15 protein-coding genes are annotated in these 19,103 nt (G+C 35.9%); 6 read left to right on the top strand and 9 right to left on the bottom strand.

Features of this window, described 5'->3' with window-relative positions; all coding sequences use genetic code 11:
• Positions 1–457 precede the first annotated feature (457 nt).
• The 4 genes from rne (at position 458) to xseA (ending at position 8,509) form a co-directional block, all read left to right on the top strand.
• A complete protein-coding gene (gene rne, locus ACFFIT_RS00945; RefSeq protein WP_385875537.1) occupies positions 458–3,388 on the top strand; it encodes a ribonuclease E in 2,931 nt (976 codons plus the stop codon).
• Positions 3,389–4,647: 1,259 nt separating this feature from the next.
• Complete coding sequence (gene pyrC, locus ACFFIT_RS00940; RefSeq protein ID WP_385875535.1) at positions 4,648–5,697, top strand: dihydroorotase; 1,050 nt, start codon at positions 4,648–4,650, stop codon at positions 5,695–5,697.
• Positions 5,682–6,860, top strand: coding sequence for an N-methyl-L-tryptophan oxidase (gene solA, locus ACFFIT_RS00935; RefSeq protein ID WP_385875533.1), 1,179 nt, complete (start codon positions 5,682–5,684; stop codon positions 6,858–6,860). The genes pyrC and solA overlap by 16 nt, the downstream gene beginning before the upstream one ends.
• 29 nt (positions 6,861–6,889) lie before the next feature.
• Positions 6,890–8,509: an exodeoxyribonuclease VII large subunit gene (gene xseA / locus ACFFIT_RS00930; RefSeq protein WP_446697441.1), complete on the top strand. Its 1,620-nt coding sequence runs from the start codon at positions 6,890–6,892 to the stop codon at positions 8,507–8,509.
• Positions 8,510–8,731: 222 nt separating this feature from the next.
• Here the strand turns inward: xseA and ACFFIT_RS00925 are convergent, their stop codons facing one another.
• The 9 genes from ACFFIT_RS00925 to ACFFIT_RS00885 all read right to left on the bottom strand — a co-directional run bounded on the left by ACFFIT_RS00925 (position 8,732) and on the right by ACFFIT_RS00885 (position 17,212).
• Positions 8,732–10,279, bottom strand: a complete 1,548-nt coding sequence (locus ACFFIT_RS00925) for a methyl-accepting chemotaxis protein (RefSeq protein ID WP_385875529.1) — start codon at positions 10,277–10,279, stop codon at positions 8,732–8,734.
• Positions 10,280–10,378: 99 nt separating this feature from the next.
• Positions 10,379–11,230, bottom strand: coding sequence for an RNase adapter RapZ (rapZ, locus tag ACFFIT_RS00920; protein ID WP_385875527.1), 852 nt, complete (start codon positions 11,228–11,230; stop codon positions 10,379–10,381).
• Between the two features lie 160 nt (positions 11,231–11,390).
• Positions 11,391–11,678, bottom strand: a complete 288-nt coding sequence (hpf, locus tag ACFFIT_RS00915; protein ID WP_385875525.1) for a ribosome hibernation promoting factor — start codon at positions 11,676–11,678, stop codon at positions 11,391–11,393.
• A gap of 115 nt (positions 11,679–11,793) precedes the next feature.
• The gene (gene rpoN, locus ACFFIT_RS00910; protein ID WP_385875523.1) at positions 11,794–13,368 is read right to left on the bottom strand and encodes an RNA polymerase factor sigma-54; all 1,575 of its coding nucleotides are present in this window, start codon (positions 13,366–13,368) and stop codon (positions 11,794–11,796) included.
• 21 nt (positions 13,369–13,389) lie between these two features.
• Positions 13,390–14,118 (bottom strand): LPS export ABC transporter ATP-binding protein, encoded by a 729-nt coding sequence (gene lptB / locus ACFFIT_RS00905; protein WP_385875522.1) that lies wholly within the window; start codon positions 14,116–14,118, stop codon positions 13,390–13,392.
• A gap of 61 nt (positions 14,119–14,179) precedes the next feature.
• Positions 14,180–14,713, bottom strand: a complete 534-nt coding sequence (gene lptA / locus ACFFIT_RS00900) for a lipopolysaccharide transport periplasmic protein LptA (RefSeq protein WP_385875521.1) — start codon at positions 14,711–14,713, stop codon at positions 14,180–14,182.
• 108 nt (positions 14,714–14,821) lie between these two features.
• A complete protein-coding gene (gene lptC, locus ACFFIT_RS00895) occupies positions 14,822–15,436 on the bottom strand; it encodes an LPS export ABC transporter periplasmic protein LptC (protein ID WP_385875519.1) in 615 nt (204 codons plus the stop codon).
• Between the two features lie 7 nt (positions 15,437–15,443).
• Entirely contained in the window at positions 15,444–15,995 is a 552-nt protein-coding gene (gene kdsC, locus ACFFIT_RS00890) for a 3-deoxy-manno-octulosonate-8-phosphatase KdsC (RefSeq protein ID WP_385875517.1), read from the bottom strand.
• A gap of 242 nt (positions 15,996–16,237) precedes the next feature.
• The gene (locus ACFFIT_RS00885; protein WP_385875515.1) at positions 16,238–17,212 is read right to left on the bottom strand and encodes a KpsF/GutQ family sugar-phosphate isomerase; all 975 of its coding nucleotides are present in this window, start codon (positions 17,210–17,212) and stop codon (positions 16,238–16,240) included.
• A 319-nt stretch (positions 17,213–17,531) separates the two neighbouring features.
• Here ACFFIT_RS00885 and ACFFIT_RS00880 point away from each other — a divergent pair, with 319 nt between their 5' ends.
• A complete protein-coding gene (locus tag ACFFIT_RS00880; RefSeq protein WP_385875514.1) occupies positions 17,532–18,248 on the top strand; it encodes a 6-phosphogluconolactonase in 717 nt (238 codons plus the stop codon).
• A gap of 41 nt (positions 18,249–18,289) precedes the next feature.
• On the top strand, positions 18,290–19,102 hold the full coding sequence (gene mlaF, locus ACFFIT_RS00875) for a phospholipid ABC transporter ATP-binding protein MlaF (protein ID WP_385875512.1): 813 nt from the start codon (positions 18,290–18,292) through the stop codon (positions 19,100–19,102).
• The last annotated feature ends 1 nt before the right edge of the window (position 19,103 follow it).

Here is a 19,103-nt window from a genome sequence, read left to right as displayed (position 1 = left end):
AAAAGTAGATTTAGTACTATAAAAAAAAGTCATATTGTTGTATAAAGGAGTTATGAATGAAGTTTTACCTAGGCTCAATTGGCGCCAAATCAATAATTTCTTCATAATGCAAAATTTTAAAAAAAGTTTAAAGGCGCAGCAAAGGCATAAGACGCTAAAGAAACAAAAGGTGAGCAGTTCACCACAGAATTTTAAGAAAGTGAAACTAACACATTACAATGATATACGTCACACAGATAGATAAATGCAATAATCGACTCATAACTTGTGTAGAAAAATAATATGTTAATTAAATTCCTTCACTATTCGTAGTATGCAAATCATAAAAATATGCCAACCGGGAGGTTGCCAGAGTTGAGATTAAATTCTCTTCAATTTCTGCATATAAACTCCTCTGTGATGCTCTGCTCAATAGACATTAACCGTAAACAATTACGTAATTATTGAGTATAGAACCATGAAAAGAATGCTAATTAATGCCACTCAGCAAGAAGAGCTACGTGTAGCTCTTGTTGATGGCCAACGACTTTACGATCTCGATATAGAGAATACAAGCCATGAATTAAAAAAATCTAATATCTACAAAGGCAAAATCAGTAAGCTTGAACCAAGCCTTGATGCCGCTTGGGTAGATTATGGTTGCGAACGAAGAGGTTTTTTGCCATTTAAAGAAGTTTCTAGAGAATATTTTAGTAAGAAATTTCAAGGTGAAGGTCGCCCTAATATTACGGATGTATTAGAAATTGGGCAAGAGCTTATCGTTCAAGTCGAGAAAGAAGAGCGTGGCAACAAAAATGCGGTTCTGACAACTTTTATTAGTTTGGCCGGTAGCTATCTTGTTTTGATGCCCAATAATCCTCGTGCTGGTGGTATTTCTAGGCGTATTGAAGGCGAAGAACGAACTGAACTAAAAACTGCACTTTCTTCTTTAGATATCCCAAATGAAATGGGTCTTATAATTCGAACTGCAGGAATGGGTAAATCTCCTGAAGCACTCCAATGGGATCTCTCTTTTAGAGTAAAACATTGGGAAGCAATAAAGGAAGCAGCGGCTAGCAGACCAGCTCCTTTTTTAATCCATCAAGAAAGCAGCGTTATTGTACGTGCTTTTAGGGATTATTTACGACCTGAAGTCGCGGAAATTTTAATTGATAGTCCTGAGCTGTTCGAAGAAGCAAAACTGCATATTGCTACATTAGGACGCCCTGATTTTATAAGCAAAATTAAACTTTATACTGGTGATACCCCGCTATTTAGTCACTTTCAAATTGAATCTCAAATTGAATCTGCTTACCAAAGAGAAGTACGTTTACCTTCTGGTGGCTCAATCGTTATTGATACCACAGAAGCATTAACCGCAATAGATATCAACTCAGCGAGATCTACACGAGGAAGAGACATTGAAGAAACAGCTTATCACACTAATCTTGAGGCAGCAGATGAAATTGCTAGACAGTTAAGATTAAGAGATTTAGGTGGACTTATTGTCATTGACTTTATTGATATGACCCCTATAAAGCATCAGCGTGATGTGGAAATGCGTTTAAAAGATGCAGTTAAATCTGACAGGGCAAGAATTCAATTTGCACGAATTTCTAAATTTGGTCTTCTTGAAATGTCTAGACAAAGGCTAAGTCCTTCATTAAATGAATCAAGTCATCATATTTGTCCTCGATGCAGCGGCACTGGACGAGTAAGAGATAATGAATCATTATCCTTATCTATCTTAAGATTAATAGAAGAAGCAGCTTTAAAAGATAGAACTAGTGAAGTACAGGTGATTGTACCGGTGCAAATTGCATCTTATCTTCTTAACGAAAAAAGAAGTGCGGTTCAGGCAATAGAAAAAGAGCATGAAGGTTTAAAAATTATCATTGTGCCTAACGAAAATATGCAAACACCACACTACCACATCCAGCGCATGAAACGAGGAGATGGTGCTGAGCAATTAAGTTATCAATTAGCAGAAAGCTATGACTCATCAAAGTTTTCTTATGCTGAAGAATCTGTCCCAGTCAAAAAAGTGCCTGTTGCACAACAACCCGCAGTGAAGGCGCATACCATTAAAGCTGATACTCCTCCACCAGTAACTGCCGCGAAGGTAAAAGAGGGGCTTTTTACAAGACTATCTAAATTCTTGACAGGTTTATTTAAATCTGAAGAAGCTAAACCTGAAACTAAAGAAGCTGCTCGTCAAAGTACACAAAGGCCGCAAAGAAATAATAGACCACGTCGCGAAAGAAATCGTAATCCACGTGTAACAAAGCCACAAGAGGTAAATTCAGAAGCTCTGGCTCAGGAACAATCTCCAGCAGTTCGCAAGGAAAGGATTAAAGACAATTCTAAAGAGACGGCGTCAAAAGAGAATAACCGCAGTGAACTTGAAGGGGTAAATAAGTCAGATAAAAATAGTTATAACTCAAACAAACAAACTGCGTCAGATAATCTACCTAATAAACCTAGACGTGAACGTCGCAAGTTAACAGACTCAGTTAGAGTAAAAGCAACAAAAGAGGTTATCGAAAATCAATTAACGTTAGAGAGTGAAGTAATTCAAGAACTAAATGAAACTTCATTTTCTAATGAAAATAATGAAAAAAACAAGCGTTCAAGACGTAATATGCGTCAAATGCGATCTAATGGACAAAAACGTAGAAAATATCGTCAATTAACTGCTACACCGATGGTTATGGAAGGTGCATTTGCCTCACCTGAAATGTCAACAGGTAAAGTTTGGGTAAATTACGATCTTTTATCTACATTTTCACCATCAGATGAAACTGATCAGGGTAATAGACCTAATAATTATGATGGGGTTGATTTGAAGTTCAGTCATGAAGATCGTACTTTGGCAGCAAAAAAAGCTGAAGATAGAAATATTGATATGGATGTAGAAAAAAACATGCCTGCGAATGCGGTTCAAAATACTGATAATTTGGAAGTTTCTTTAAATAGCAGTTCAAAGGATGTTGCAATTCTAGGGAAAAGTACATTATCTGAACCACAGACAGAGGACAAAAACAGCAATATTGTTCTTGTGCATTCAGTAAACGAAAGTGTATCAAGTGAAACTAAAGATTATACCAATATATCAGCTAATGTAGATAATGTGCAAACAGTCATAAAAAATGTTGAAAAAAATGATATGACCGATGCTATCTCTAAAGAAGGCAATCGATTAAGCTTCAACAGGAAGTTGCATTCAAGATCAATCAACAAGGCCTCTTCACCTGTTACAAAAGCTCCCGCTCCTCCTTATGTACCCAGCGTTATTCCTTACAGCGACTGGGAGCGCCCTGCCTTTGTTTTTGTAGGCAAAGGAAAAGCTGGAGGCCATATAGCATCGAAACAATCTAGTGCACCAATGACTCGACCCGAATATCACTAAGTCAATAAAACGCCTGCTTTTGCAGGCGTTTTGCTGTTGTTTGCCTAGCGAAGCTGGCAAACCCGTTCACTTGAAAGAAAGTGGAAACACCCTTACTAAGGGGAAGTTAATCCGATTAATAAGGACGCAACTGGTCAACGGTTGGGTCTGAAGGAAGTCATAGGCAGTATATAGCATATAATGCAAATGAACGGTGGTCGCTTTGATAGATGGATAAACGAGCAACATAACGCAAAATCCGATACTTAGTCAGATCTATTATGTGTTTGAGGATTGGATGATATACAGGGCGTCAGCACAATATACTCAAGAAGCCTAGCACTGAATCCTTCTTTTAGAGGACAATTGATATCAAAAGGTTAAATTCGCTCTGAAGGGAGGAATCAATAATAAAACTCAAGTACATTAATGAAAGGAGATAGGCTTGGCATGTACGATTTAGTGGATGCAATAAGCTCTCATTTATCGACTGACATTGAAATCAAGGCAAAAGAAGTTAGTAACATAAAAGGGTAAGTAATAAGAACATCCTGCAACAAATTTGCAAGCAGGAGGAAGATGGCTTAATATTAAATCTCATTGCTAATAAATTTCTTGATACCTTCTTCAATAGATGATGAAAAGAGGACTCTAAATAGTCTGCTATGCTGATGAAATATTCATATTCGAGTAAAGTAGAAAAAGCGAAGAAATGCCAGGCAAGCCGCCACAAAAATACTAGAGCACGGCTTGAAACTTATCATAATAAGAGAGAACCTCCTCCCTAGAAATGACATTCACCATACAAAAGCTAACCTTTTTAATGAGAGGGTTTGGGTAGTTTGTCAAAATAGTGGACAGTATACACAGATTTTAAACCTTGATGAATTGGATAAATCGAAGACTCGAAGCTGTCCATCTTAAAAGTTGGAGGAAACCAAGTAGGTTACATGTATGAATAATAAAGCTTCGGTACAAAGATCCATTTAAATCTATCAAGATGAACAGCTAGATAAACGCTTGCAGTCCGCAAGCTCATTATGCAATAGCTAATAAATGGTTTATAGAACTCAAACTATTTGATTTAAGAGCATTGCATAAGTAAAGAACGTCTTACAAAAAGTGAGATATTTTAAGAATAAGCTGTACCAGGTTCGTACGAACGGTTTAAGGAAAGGGGGAAGGGCGGTAATGCTTTATTCTATTCGATTTAATCGAACTAAGTGTTTTTCTAGTCAAATATATTTGAAAATAGGCTTCTAAATTAAAGGTAAAGTACTATGCAAACAACATTATCACCACAATCTATTACATTAAGAAAACCTGATGACTGGCATCTGCATTTAAGAGATGAGGATATACTTAAGGCGGTTCTCCCGTATACATCAAGACATTTTAAACGTGCGATAATCATGCCTAATTTGACTAAACCAATTACTACATTAGAGGCAGCTCAAGCATATCGTGATAGAGTCATTGCAGCCATTCCTTCGGGAGATGAATTTATGCCACTAATGACCTGTTATTTGTCCAGAGATTTAAATAAAAGCACATTAATTGAAGGAAAAAGAAGTGGTTTAATTACCGCAACTAAATTATATCCTGCACATGCAACGACAAATTCTAGTCATGGGATAGCGGATATCAAAGAGGCTTATGAGCTATTCGAAACTATGCAAAAAATAGGCATGCCACTTTTAATTCATGGTGAGGTCACTGACAAAGAAATTGATATTTTTGATAGAGAAGCAGTGTTTATTGAAAGAACACTATTGCCTTTAAGAAAGCATTTCCCAGAATTAAAAATTGTACTTGAACATATTACGACAAAAGAAGCTGCAGAATTTATATTAGCGGCTGATGATTATACTGCAGCAACGATTACTCCTCAGCATCTTTTATTTAATCGAAATGATATGCTAGTCGGTGGGATAAGACCGCATTTATTTTGTTTACCTATTCTAAAACGTAATATTCACCAAAAAGCCCTGCGACAAGCGATAGCTTCAGGAAATAAACGTCTGTTCTTAGGTACAGACTCGGCTCCTCATTTTAAACATTTAAAAGAAAGTGCATGTGGATGTGCAGGTGCGTTTAATTCTTTAAATGCATTGAGCATCTATACCCAAGTATTTGATGAAATGAATGCATTAGAGTACTTAGAAGCATTTTGTTCTGAAAATGGAGCTCGTTTTTATGAGATGCCCCTAAATGAGGGCACAATAACTATGACTAAATTACCTGAGTTGCAACCTACTGAAATTTCGGTAAACGAACATGTAATCGTACCTTTCATGGCTGGTGAAACATTACCATGGCAAGTGAGTTAAATGAGTTGGGCGATATGAAAAAAGAATATGATCTTATCATCATAGGTACAGGTTCAGTGGGTTCAGCTGCTGGATATTACAGTGCAAAAGCGGGGCTAAAGGTTTTGATGGTTGATGAATTTATGCCACCCCATCAGCATGGTAGTCATCATGGCGAAACCAGAATCATGAGACAAGCTTATGGTGAAGGCGACGAATACGTCCCAATGCTCTTGCAAGCACAAAAGTTATGGTTAGGACTCAAAGACTATGTGAAGCATACAAGTGGAATACCCATATTTGAACAATGTGGGGTATTAAATGCGGGACCATCAAATGCACTTTTTATCACCCAAGCGATAAAAAGTGCGAATAAATATGCACTTGAAGTGGAAGTTAAAGACGCTAAAACCTGCAAAAAAATATGGCCTGAATTGCAATTACCTGAAAATTACAGTGCTGTATATGAACCTAATGCAGGGGTTTTATTTTGTGAAAATATAATTGAAAGTTATCTTGAACTGAGTAAGCAAGTAGAAGCTGAACATGCTTTTAATTGTAAAGTATTTGCAGTCGAAACATCAGAATCGGGCGTTCAAGTAAAAACGTCTCAAGGAGATTTTTTTGCGTCTAAAGCTATCGTTACTGCTGGTACTTGGGTTAGAGAGATCTTTCCAAACCTACCTATTACGCCTATAAGACGTGTTTTTGCATGGCATCAAGCAGACGGCCGCTTTAGTTATCTCAACAATTTTCCTGCATTTACAATAGAAGATGAGCATGGTGAAGCATACTACGGATTTCCTGCAGTAGATAACGCGCTAAAAATAGGTAAGCATATAGAGTGGGAAATAATGCATTCAAGAGAAGATAGAGTCCCTTTTGGTAGTAAAATATCAGATGGAAGTGCTTTGCTTAAATTTTTGAAACGATTTTTGCCAGGCGTAGGTGGATGTCTTATGGGAAAATCCTGTAGTTATGATATGACTTCAGATGGGCATTTTATTATTGATACTCTCGACGAACAAAAAAAAATCATGCTGATCAGTGGACTGAGTGGGCATGGGTTTAAGTTCGCAAGTGTACTTGGTGAGATTGGATCATCTTTTGCGCGAAATGAACCTATCCCATATGATTTGAGTTTCTTTTCATTAAAACGTTTTACTGAGCAACAAAAAGGATAACAGGCATGTATCCATCAAATCAAGCGATTATGTCACCAACTGAAAATAACTTGTTCACTGTATCGAGGCTTAACCATCAAATTAGATTGATGCTTGAAGCAAATGCTTCACACATATTATTGGTTGGCGAGATTTCCAATTTTTCTCGCCCAAGTTCAGGCCACTGGTATTTTACTTTGAAAGATGATTCGGCACAAATTCGTGCCGCTATGTTTAGAGGAAATAATATAAGGGTCAATTTCTCACCAGCCAATGGTATGCTGGTTATAGTTAGGGCAAATGTTACTCTCTATGAGCCTAGAGGAGACTACCAGCTTGTTGTTGAAAATATAAAGCCCGCGGGCGAAGGGTTATTACAACAAAAATTTGAGGCTTTAAAAAATAAACTTCATGCTGAAGGCTTATTTGACTCTCAATTAAAAAAAGCACTACCTGTCAGTGTTAAATCTATTGGTGTTATTACTTCATCGTCTGGTGCTGCTCTTCAAGATATTTTGAATGTACTAAAACGACGTGATCCCGGATTACCCGTAGTGATTTATCCTACAATGGTCCAAGGACAATCTGCCATCGAACAAATAGCCCAAATGATAGAAATAGCTAATCTACGTAATGAAGTGGATGTACTTATTGTGGCTCGTGGTGGTGGTTCGTTAGAAGATCTTTGGTGTTTCAATGAGGAGCGAGTTGCTAGAGCAATTTTTGCAAGTAAAATACCAATCATCAGTGGGGTAGGGCATGAAACGGATTTTACAATAGCGGATTTTGTGGCAGATATTAGAGCACCAACTCCCTCAGCTGCAGCAGAATTGGTTTCTCGTGATAGTGTGGCGCTTATTCAATTAGTTCAGAGAAGTAGGCAACGCTTACAGATGGCAGTTGATTACTATTTTTCGCAACAACAACAAACATTTGATCACCTTTTTCATAGATTAAAGTATCAGCATCCGCAAATTAAAATAACACGGCAATTAATGCATTTAACAGAAATCCAAAATCAATTAGAGAAACTTGGAAATCAAAAAATCAATGGTTTGAAGGAAAAATGGCTGAGTTTAAACACCAAATTAGATGCATTTAATCCTTACCAGATAGGGCTAAATCGTTTATCTCGACTTAAAGAAAGGCTAGCTGCTTGCGATCCTACAATTAGAATAAGTAGAGCACATCAGCTTTTAGAACAGCAGTCATATAAGTTAAGCCAATCGATAAGAAATTTTCTTCTTCTACACCAACAGAAAATCAATTTATTAGATAAAAAACTCTATCCTGCCACTATAGGTAAGCTCTCAGATAATAAAAAAAGAGCTCAGTTATTAAGCCAAAGTTTATTAAAAATTGATATGCGATATGTTGTATCAATGCAAAAAAACAGACTAAATCTTTTGAGAGCAAAAAGAGATACTACAATGGAATTTCTAATTAATCAGGCTAAAAATCAATTAAGCACTAAATGCAGTAGCCTAGATGCACTTAGCCCATTAAAAACGTTAAATCGTGGTTATTCAGTGGTGTTATCTGAGGATAAAAAACGCATTTCAAGTCATTTGCAGGTGAAAAAAGGGCAAAAAATTAAAATGCATGTGACTGATGGGGTTATATTGACAGAAGTATTATCAACTGAAGAGATTAAAACGAAGTCATTATAGTGTATAAAACTATGAGCTAAATTTTATTCTTTATGTAGGTAATTATTTGTTCACAGTATGTGAAATAGCCCCATTCGTTTAAGGCTAGCCTAATTATCAAGCATCTATTAGATAAATTAATGTTTTTTAATACACCCATGGTTATTGCATAAATATTTGCTTAAGAGAATTAGCTCATGGATAACAGTCAACTGTAAATCCAATGAACTAAAAACATTTACCCTATTTTGAATCAAATGCTTTAGTTGCATTAACTAAAGATTGTGTTTTTTCTTGTAGCTCTTTGGTGACATCCATTGTTTCTTCGGTTAAATGGGCATTTTCATTGATTATTTTGTCAAGTTTATCAACAGACACGTCAATTTGCATGATGCCTTGAGTCTGTTCAAGTGTCGCATTACTGATATCTTCGATCATTGCATGAACACGTTGAACTTGTTGGACAATTTCAGTAATTTCTTTATCTGCATTTTCTACTAAATTAGAACCAGCTTGAACTTTAACGTTGCTGTTTTCGATGAGCCCTTTGATTTCATTGGCCGCTTGGGCACTTCTTTGCGCAAGTTGTCTAACTTCACCTGCAACAACCGCAAATCCTCTCCCTTGTTCTCCTGCTCTTGCTGCTTCAACCGCTGCATTAAGTGCTAAAATATTTGTTTGGAAGGCTATGCCATCAATGATAGTGATGATATCACCTATTTTTTTTGCACTGGCAGATATCTCCTGCATGGTTTTAATAATATCCGCCATTGCATTCCCCCCTTTAATGGCAGACGCATTAGCAACACTCGCATATTGGCTCGCTTGTTTTGCTGCCTCAGAGGTACTTTGGACACTTGAGGTGATTTGAGTCATTGCAGACGCTGTGGAATTGACACTTTCAGTTGCTAGCTCTATTTGTCTGCTTAAGCCTTCCATCTTGTCTACAATTTTGTTGCCAGCATCGTATACACTCATAGTTTCTTCTTTTAAATCGCCTATCACCCATTTAAATTTTAATCCTATTTGTCCAATGCTCCTTAACGTCATCCCAAATTCATCCGCTCTGTCAATACTCATCGAACCATATTGTTTACCACTTGCGATGTCTAAGGCTTGATTTTTTATGTGTAACATGGGGCGAACTAATTGAAGCTCTATCCATAATAAAGCAAGAATATCAAAGAAAATAGTACTTCCAGCCAGTGCCATAAATTTTGACTTATCCATATCAATAAACCAGCCTGTAAGGAGGACGAGAAAGGAAAGTAAAATAAGTGGGAAATGTGCTCTTGCTCTCAATGACAATACTTTATTCAAATTCAAAAAAGATAAAAAACCTTTTCTTAAAACTAAACCTTTATGTAATTTAAAAGGCGATCTATTTTCTCTCATCTGCGCATAGACTTTTTCTGCTTCTTGTACTTGAGCGCTTGTTGGTTTAGTTCTAATAGACATATAGCCTATGTGCTTATCATCTTTGATGACAGGCATCGCATTTGCTACAACCCAATAATGATCGCCATTTTTTCTTCTGTTTTTAACGACTGCACTCCAGGGCTCTCCGCGTTTTAGGGTTTTCCACATGTCAAAAAATGCTTCTTGAGGCATATCCGGATGACGGACTAGGTTGTGTGGTTGGCCTAAAAATTCATTGTAGTCAAATCCACTCACATGCTTAAATGCTTCATTTGCAAAGGTAATACGACTATCAATATCTGTAGTTGAAGTCAGTGTTGTGTTTGAGCCTAACTCGAACTCCTTTTGAGTGACAGGTTGATTATTTCTCATGACAATTAAAATTTCCTTATATTTATATTTATATTTATATTTATATTTATATTTATATTTATATTTATATTTATATTTATATTTATATTTTATCCAATGTTATTTTTTCTTTTCTAATGTTCTATGGCGAGACTGAACGTTTTTCCCTCTAGATTTAAAATATTCAGAAAGTTGTTCTGCAACATAAACAGAACGATGCTTACCACCTGTACAGCCCACCGCAATAGTCAGATAACTTCTATTATTGGTTTCCAGCATAGGTAACCACTGCTCTAGGTAACTACGAGTTTGATAAATAAAATTGTGCACTTCAGTATGACGTGCTAAAAAGGCAGCAACTGGCTTATCAAGACCTGTCATAGGCCTTAGCTTAGGATCCCAATGTGGATTGGGTAAAAACCGAACATCAAAAACATAATCGGCATTAATTGGCAACCCATGTTTAAATCCAAAAGATTCAAAAACGATGGTGAGTTCTCTTTCTCTTTTCCCCAATAAACGCGCTCTGAGCATCTCTGCAAGCTCATGCACCGACATTTCTGAAGTATCTATTAATAGATCAGCTTGTTGCTTTATTGGCTCTAGACGTTCTGCTTCAACTTCGATTGCGTTTTCTAGTGTGAGATTTTCTATAGATAACGGATGCAAACGCCTTGTATCACTATACCTCCTTATAAGCGTGTTTTTATCAGCTTCTAAGAAAAGTAATTGTGGATGACATTTTTCTTTTAATGCTTCAATCACTGAATCGAAGATAGCAGGATCTTTAGGCATATTACGAACATCGATGCTAACTGCAGCAGTTTCAAATTTTCCTGAAAGTTCTTCTGCTAGTGAGGGAAGTAGATTCACGGGTATATTATCAACACAGTAAAAGCCCATATCTTCAAGTGCTCTTAATGCAACCGATTTACCTGAACCAGAACGACCACTGACAATCATTAAAATCATATAAAGCCTTATTCTTGATTATAAATTATCTAGGTAACTATATAAAAGTCATAGACGATGTTTATATACGTGAGTATTAATTTGGAGAAATGAGTGGTCATGCCAGAAGTAAACTGCCTTTACCTATACTAGCATAGTATAGGTAAAGTTTTTGAAACGACTAATTTCTCATTTTTTCTTTATGTTTAGTAAGTTGTCTTGCAAGTTTGTCAAGTAAAATGTCCATCGCAGCATACATATCTGAATCATGCTCAGCTTTTGCATGTATTTCTCCTCCATTAACAAAAAGAGTTGTTTCCGCAATTCGATTCACTCCTTCGATATGAAGTACAACTTGGGCTTTATTAATACGATCAAAGTATTGAGTCAATTTTGGAAATTTTGACTCAACAAATTCATTAATTGCTTGGGTAATTTCAATATGATGACCAACGATTGATATTTGCATATAAAACTCCTTTTTTGTGGTTGAGATAAATATACTGGTTTCTTAAAACAATCTTCTCTAGGTGAACATCAATTTATAATTATTATAATGTGATATGCTACAATTGTGCATTTATTTAAATCATTTTACGTAAGTGAGAAGGTGAAAAGCCTAATTGTTCTCTGTATTTAGCCACTGTTCTTCTCGCCACTACTAACCCTTCACTGTTTAATAAAGATTCAATCTTACTGTCACTTAAAGGCTTTGCTTTATTTTCTTCCTCAATCCAAAGTTTAATGAGCGTTTTAATTTTTTCTGCAGAAACATTTTCACCGTCTTCATTTTTAACGTGGCTTTGGAAAAAATATTTTAGTTCAAAAAGCCCTTTATCACAAACCAATGTTTTATTTTGACAAGCTCTAGATACAGTAGATTCTGACATATCAACATCAGAAGCGATATCTTTTAATGTCATTGGTTTTAACTGCCCATCCATTTTTTCAAAAAAATCGATTTGAAAAACCACTATTTGATTAGCAATCAGCAACAATGTTTTATGCCTATTCTCAATACTTATGAGAATGTTTTTTGCCTCCTCATAGGCTTGTCGTAAGTATTGTAACGGATTTTCTGTTTTATTTTCGTGATCAATAGATGATTTCTTACTACTTTGTAACATTTTTACATATTGTTTATCAAGCACTATTTTAGGCAGGATCTGATTATTGATACTTATATCTATGTGTTGATTCCTTTTTTTGACTATTATGTCTGGTGCTGATATTGTTTGTTGTTGATTAGCAAATTTTTGAGCGGGGAAGGGGTCTAATGAGGCAAGATATTTCAGTGCGTCTTTTACTTCACTATCGGTTAATTTAGATAGTTTTATTATTTCTGTAAATTGCCTTTTTTCTAATTGAGTACTATATTTTGAAAGTAATATATGGGCATTTGTTTTTATCGAACAATCTGTTTTGGTACTTAGTTGAACTAATAGCCGTTCTTTTAAAGACCATGTTGCTAATCCTATGGGATCAAATCTCTGAATACGCAAAAGTACACTGTTAAAATCCTCAATAAAAGAATAATATTTATCCTCAGTTTCGAGTCCTAATATTAATTCATCTTTTGAAAGGCTAAGATATCCCTCTTCATCTAAAGCATCAATTATATGATAAGCAATGATTTTTTCTTTTTCTGAAAAAAGGCTTAATTCGATTTGTTCTGCTAAATTGTCATAAAGAGTCATGTGGCTGTTGTGATAATCTAAGAAATCAGAGTCCTCTTCATTTAATCGATTGTTTTTTATTTCTGTATAGTCTTTTAAAGAATCATCTCCTTGATAGTAATCTTCCCATTGACTATCAGTCGCTAGTTCTTGTTGAATTGTATTGTTGAAGGAGTCATATAATGTCTTCATATCATCAGATTCAAAGCGAGGTTCATCAAGTATCTCAGCATCATTAGAGTAGATGTCTTCAGGGGGGATGTTATTGTTACTTTGAGTTAAATTTTCTAATGAAGATGTGTTCTGGGTGAATTCATCATTTATCAATTCCTCAGTAGTGAGGAAGGGATTTTCACTCACCATCTGATTAAGCGTTTCTTCAAGTTCTAACGAAGAAAGTTGCAGAAATTTGAGTGATTGTTGTAACTGAGGCGTGAGTTGAAAATTTTGGCTTGTCCTCAGTTGAAGTGTTGTTTTTATCATGGCGTTATCATATATCAGTTGTTAGAGCTTAAAGTCTTCCCCAAGATAAACACGCTTGACCTCTTCATTCTCTAATATATCAGCTGGCATACCTTTAGCAATTAACTGTCCTTGACTCACTATGTAAGCTCTTTCACATACATCGAGTGTTTCTCTTACATTATGATCTGTTATCAATACCCCAAGCCCTCTTTCTTTTAAATGTACGATGATGTTTTTTATGTCACCAATAGAAATAGGGTCAACTCCTGCAAAAGGTTCATCTAGTAAAATAAACTGAGGGTTGGCAGCAAGAGCTCTTGCAATTTCTACTCGCCTACGTTCACCCCCTGATAAAGCAGGAGCTAAGCTATTTCTTAGATGTCCAACATTGAACTCTTCTAAAAGTTCTTCTGCTCTTTTTCGACGGGTGCTGGCATCCAAATCTTTTCTTAATTCTAATATGGCCAACAAGTTATCCAAAACGGTTAATCCTCTAAAAATAGACTTTTCTTGAGGTAAATAACCAATACCTAAACGAGCTCTTTCATGTAAAGGGAGTAATGTAATGTCTTTATCATCAATAAGAATACGCCCAGATTCACTTTGTACGATACCAACAACCATATAAAATGTGGTAGTTTTACCCGCGCCATTAGGGCCAAGTAAGCCTACAATTTCTCCAGAATTAACTGTCAAACTCACGTCTCTCACAACTTGTCTATTTTTATACGTTTTCGCTAGATTTTCAGCAATAAGTTTTGATTTCATTAAATATCCTATAGACTTCAAATAAAGTAATTCACTTTGAATAGGGTGTTAAATTATCCCTCTATTTTTTTTCAGCCTGCTTTGGATTTAACACAGTTGTGACTTTTTTTCCTTTGGCTTCTAATCGTTGTTCTTTCACTAAGTAAATAATATTTTCTCCTTTAACGTGACTATCTACTTGTGAAATATAAGCATTTCCATTTAGCGTAATTTTCTCTGAGGCTAATTCATAGCGCATATGGTTTGCATTACCTTCAATGGGTAAACCATCGTCTTGCAATTGATAAAAAGTGAGCGGGGATCCATAAGCATCAATGATGGCCTTTTCCTGATCGCCACCCGGGGTAGTGACAACCACTTTATCTGCAGTAATTTTAATAGTCCCTTGAGTAATTACTACATTATTAGTAAAAGTTGCCACGCTATTTGTCATATCTAGTGATTGATCATCTGAGGTGATATGCATAGGTTCATCGGTATCTCCCGTTTTCGCCGTTACCGATAGTGTGGTAGATGACAAAATAATGAGTGATAAGCAAGCAGTTTTTTTGATTAAATTGATAAAAGTATATCTTTTAAGGAAATTATTTTTCATGAGATTATTTTGGTCGTTTAAGCAGTCATATTTGGTTACATTAAGGGCGCTACAAAATACCGCCTTTATCCTAATTAGATGAACTGATTGGATAGAAATTTTCAGTTATCACTCGTTATTTTTTGATTCTTTAAGCAATCTAGGATCATAGATACTAATGACCTCTTTTAATAATTTAGCTGTTTGATTTTTTATGTTTCCAGTTAAACCAATCCCTTCAGATTGAAAACCTTGACCTATAATAGTCACTTTTTTATCGGTTGTTATGTCTTGGCTATTTAAATTAATTGATGCTTTACTCGTTTTAATGGACTTTAAAATACTCTGTTCTAAAATTCCTTCGACTTCAACATCATCGATTAATGTTAACACTCTATTTTTATCAATAGTGGCTGTTTTCGACGTAAGCACCCACTCAGCAGCCCCCTCTTGATTAAAAACAAATAACTCAGGTGCTGTAATGAAACTTTCTCCAGATACAGGGAAGTTTTCGATATTTGCAGCTTTTAATTCATGGACAATCTTACCGTCGAGACCATAAGTCAATGTTCTGGTATTTAAAGCAACATATCGTTGTTCTTTTGTGTCTATGTTGTCAGCGTCAGTTGTAGCATATTCATCGCTTACTAATGTGCCGATCAAAATCAAAGCAACCAGCAATAAAAGTAAAATAAAAAAAGTGTTTTTGTCCAAACTAAATTTATTTTTCAGTGATCTATTCATCGTTATATTACACCGATAATCCTTTTGCAACAGAAAGTTGATTATGTGCGTATAATAATAAATCACAGACTTCGCGAACTGCACCTTTTCCTCCGTGAAGAGAGGTAATATAATCAACAGATTGAGAGACTAAGGGGTGAGCATCAGCTACTGCAACGGATAAACCCACTCTATTCATTACAGGTAAGTCGATAAGATCGTCACCAATATAGGCGATTTGGTCTGGCTTTAGTTGTGTTTGCTTACATAAATGATCAAATGCGATAGATTTGTCAGATTGGCCTTGAAAAACAAAGTCAATTTTTAAAGTCTTCGCTCTCTCTTCAACAATTTTAGACTCTCTGCCTGTGATTAAGGCGGTCAGTATACCTAATTGATGAATTGCATGGATTCCAAATCCATCTCTCACATGAAAAGCTTTTAACTCTTCACCAGCATTCCCCATATAAATAAGACCATCAGTTAAAACACCATCTACATCACAAATAAGCAGTTTAATTTTTTTTACTTTTTCAATTAACTGTAAATCTAATAAATCAAAAATTTTCATATACGACATTTTTTTGCTCATAAAGTTATAGAATGAAGGACTCATTCTTGAGTTGCGATCATCAAGATCGAATTGTAACATGACTTATAAAAAACAGCGAAAATTATAGGTTTAACACTGTAAAGCCATCTTTTACTATTGTAGGCTTTAGGGGCCAGTAAGCCAAAAGACAATACAGACAATTTATGTCGCTATGCTGTAAGCCCATATTTTGTAATTAACTTACTTTCGAATGAGGTGTATTCAAAAAGCTAGACAACACCTGCTTTAAGTAGATCATGCATATGTAATACACCAGCAAGTACTTCTTTATCTTTAACTACTACTGAAGTAATTTTTTTATCTTGCATTAAATTAAGTGCATCTACGGCTAAGGCATTCTTCTGGATACTGATGCATCCATTACTCATCACTTCATCGATGGTAGCTTCACTGATATTGATACTTGAGTTAAAAATACGCCTTAAATCCCCATCTGTAAATACGCCAAGCACCCTAGAATTAGTATGATCAACAATGACTACAATACCCAGTTTTTTTTCTGTCATGACCAGCAAACTTTCTTTTAAGCTGGCTTCTTTTTGAATGAGAGGCATTTCATCACCAGAATGCATAATATCTTTTACTCTAAGCAGCAATCTTTTACCGAGCGCACCACCAGGATGAGAAAGAGCAAAATCATTCGCGTCAAATCCACGAGCTTCTAATAAACTGATTGCCATAGCATCGCCCATAACTAAAGTAGCTGTGGTACTAGCACTTGGGGCAAGGCCAAGAGGGCAGGCTTCCTTGTCGACTTTAATACAGACATGGACATCAGCAATTTTTGCAAGAGTACTCTCTTTTGAGTTAGTCATCGCAATGATAGGCGTTTTTAAACGTTTTAATGTATGCAATAGGGCGATAATCTCAGGGCTTTCCCCTGAATTAGAGATAAGAATTAAGATATCTTGCTTAGAAATCATCCCTAAATCACCGTGACTTGCTTCTGCAGGGTGAACAAAAAAAGCTGGTGTACCGGTACTTGCAAATGTTGCGGCAAGTTTTTTTGCAATATGACCAGATTTTCCCATGCCCATTAAGACTACTTTTCCTTCTGTCTGGTATATAAGTTCACAGGCTTGCTGGAAATGCTCATCAATGTATTGAAATAACCCTTCTATGGCCTCAATTTCAATTTTAAGTGTTCTTAGCGCGCTGGCTTTGAAATCATTTTCATTTCTCATGTGCAATACCTCAGTAGCGATTTTTATACAGACACTAAATTAACGCCTTTTAATTTTGATAATATTCTTTTGATAATTAAATTTCAATTTGCGCATTCTATAACAAATTGGGCCAATATTAAAAGCATTCACTTTCGTGACTCAATCAATACAGGAAAAATCAATTTGAATAAGTTAACTTTTTAAGTTAGATATGAGGGGAATAAACTTTTTATTTGTTTTGCCGAGTATCTTCAAAGAATCATCAGAAAAAGGTATAATATAATTAATGAAACTTATAAGAATAGTAACCCCCTAATTTAATTGAGAAGGTAACCTAATGCACAGTAAATTTTTTTCCGATAGAGATGCGTTATCCCTTGAAGTGGCTAAATTACTTTTAAGTAAAATTCCAGAAGAAACAGTTGTCAATGTGCTTATCAGTGCGGGTACTATGCCTATGCAAGTATATGAGCATATGGTGACAAAACTAAAACAACCACAATATGCGCAAGTGAATTATTTTGTTGCAGATGAGATACCGGTAAATGCCGGAGATGTTTCTATGCTCACTTACGCAAGATTACGGGACAGATTTTTTATTCCTGCACAAATACCGATGAATAGAATTCATCCGCTTTCTAACGCGAATATCAAAGAAATCGATGATACTATTGCCAAAGCCGGCGGCTTAGATATAGCCCTTCTTTCTATGGAATCAGACGGCCACATTGCCGCTAATCTTCCTGGCTCTTCATTTGAAAGTGAGTCAAGAGAGGTCAAGGTCGATAAAAGTAATCCCAATATAGTCAATGCATTACAAGAGAGAATCGGTAAAGACTTAGTGGTCCCTGATTCTGTTTTTACTATCGGTATGAAAACGATAAAAAAAGCTAAAACTATTATTTTAGTGGCGGTAGGCGATCAGAAAGCAAATGCTGTGCTTTATTTAATGAAAGCGCCTTTAAGTGAATCTTTACCTGCATCTATCTTACATTTACATCAGAACTGTCACCTCATGCTAGATGCTGGGGCAGCAAAAGGTATTCATGGTTAATGTGTAGGCAATCAATTATGCAAAGTGCAAGGATACGCTAAATGTTAAAAAGTAAAGAATGCTTAATTCAGATTACTGACTTGAGCTATGCCACGGATGGTAAAGCTATATTTAACAACTTAAATATAGACATTCAGTTAGGTAAGATTACTGCAATTATGGGACCATCAGGTATCGGAAAAACGACTTTACTACGATTGATTGGGGGCCAACTTAAACCAAAATCCGGGGTTATTTCTTTTGATGGTATTAACATCAACGAACTTAGGCGTTCTGAACTTGTTAACCTAAGAAAAAGGATGGGGATGCTTTTTCAATCGGGGGCATTGTTTTCTGAATTAACCGTATTTGAGAATGTAGCTTTCGCATTAAGAGAACATACAAATCTTCCCAAAGACATCATTGATGCCATCGTATTAATGAAACTAGAAGCAGTAGGATTGAGGGGAGCAAGTGAATTGATGCCCTCTCAATTGTCAGGGGGAATGGCAAGACGCGCTGCATTAGCCAGAGCAATGGCGTTAGATCCCGACCTCATCATGTTTGATGAACCTTTTGTTGGACAAGATCCTATTACTATGGGGGTATTAGTTGAACTCATCAAAAAAATTAATACCGCATTAGGTATCACTTGTATAGTCGTTTCTCATGATGTGCCAGAAGTTTTAAGTATTGCTGATTATGCTTATATAATCGCAGATAAGCGAGTAATAGCTGAAGGTACCCCACATGAATTAAAAAATGAAAATGATCCTCAAGTGAGACAATTTCTCGATGGTTTAGCTGATGGGCCCGTTCCTTTCAATTACCCTGCATCTCCTTACGAAGATGCTTTTATTAATGTTAGACTTTAGA

The organism is Thorsellia kenyensis (assembly GCF_042432445.1).
GTDB lineage: Bacteria > Pseudomonadota > Gammaproteobacteria > Enterobacterales > Thorselliaceae > Thorsellia > Thorsellia kenyensis.
Note: the sequence above shows the minus strand (reverse complement) of the source record. Positions and strands in the feature narration are given on the sequence as shown.

Bases quoted from the DNA above. Each gene is read 5' to 3' on its own strand.
- rne (WP_385875537.1), top strand. From the start codon at position 458: ATGAAAAGAATGCTAATTAATGCCACTCAGCAAGAAGAGCTACGTGTA.
- mlaF (WP_385875512.1), top strand. From the start codon at position 18,290: ATGTTAAAAAGTAAAGAATGCTTAATTCAGATTACTGACTTGAGCTAT.
- solA (WP_385875533.1), top strand. From the start codon at position 5,682: ATGGCAAGTGAGTTAAATGAGTTGGGCGATATGAAAAAAGAATATGAT.
- ACFFIT_RS00880 (WP_385875514.1), top strand. From the start codon at position 17,532: ATGCACAGTAAATTTTTTTCCGATAGAGATGCGTTATCCCTTGAAGTG.
- kdsC (WP_385875517.1), bottom strand. From the start codon at position 15,995: ATGTCGTATATGAAAATTTTTGATTTATTAGATTTACAGTTAATTGAA.
- rapZ (WP_385875527.1), bottom strand. From the start codon at position 11,230: ATGATTTTAATGATTGTCAGTGGTCGTTCTGGTTCAGGTAAATCGGTT.
- xseA (WP_446697441.1), top strand. From the start codon at position 6,890: ATGTCACCAACTGAAAATAACTTGTTCACTGTATCGAGGCTTAACCAT.
- hpf (WP_385875525.1), bottom strand. From the start codon at position 11,678: ATGCAAATATCAATCGTTGGTCATCATATTGAAATTACCCAAGCAATT.
- ACFFIT_RS00925 (WP_385875529.1), bottom strand. From the start codon at position 10,279: ATGAGAAATAATCAACCTGTCACTCAAAAGGAGTTCGAGTTAGGCTCA.
- ACFFIT_RS00885 (WP_385875515.1), bottom strand. From the start codon at position 17,212: ATGAGAAATGAAAATGATTTCAAAGCCAGCGCGCTAAGAACACTTAAA.
- lptA (WP_385875521.1), bottom strand. From the start codon at position 14,713: ATGAAAAATAATTTCCTTAAAAGATATACTTTTATCAATTTAATCAAA.
- lptB (WP_385875522.1), bottom strand. From the start codon at position 14,118: ATGAAATCAAAACTTATTGCTGAAAATCTAGCGAAAACGTATAAAAAT.
- lptC (WP_385875519.1), bottom strand. From the start codon at position 15,436: ATGAATAGATCACTGAAAAATAAATTTAGTTTGGACAAAAACACTTTT.
- rpoN (WP_385875523.1), bottom strand. From the start codon at position 13,368: ATGATAAAAACAACACTTCAACTGAGGACAAGCCAAAATTTTCAACTC.
- pyrC (WP_385875535.1), top strand. From the start codon at position 4,648: ATGCAAACAACATTATCACCACAATCTATTACATTAAGAAAACCTGAT.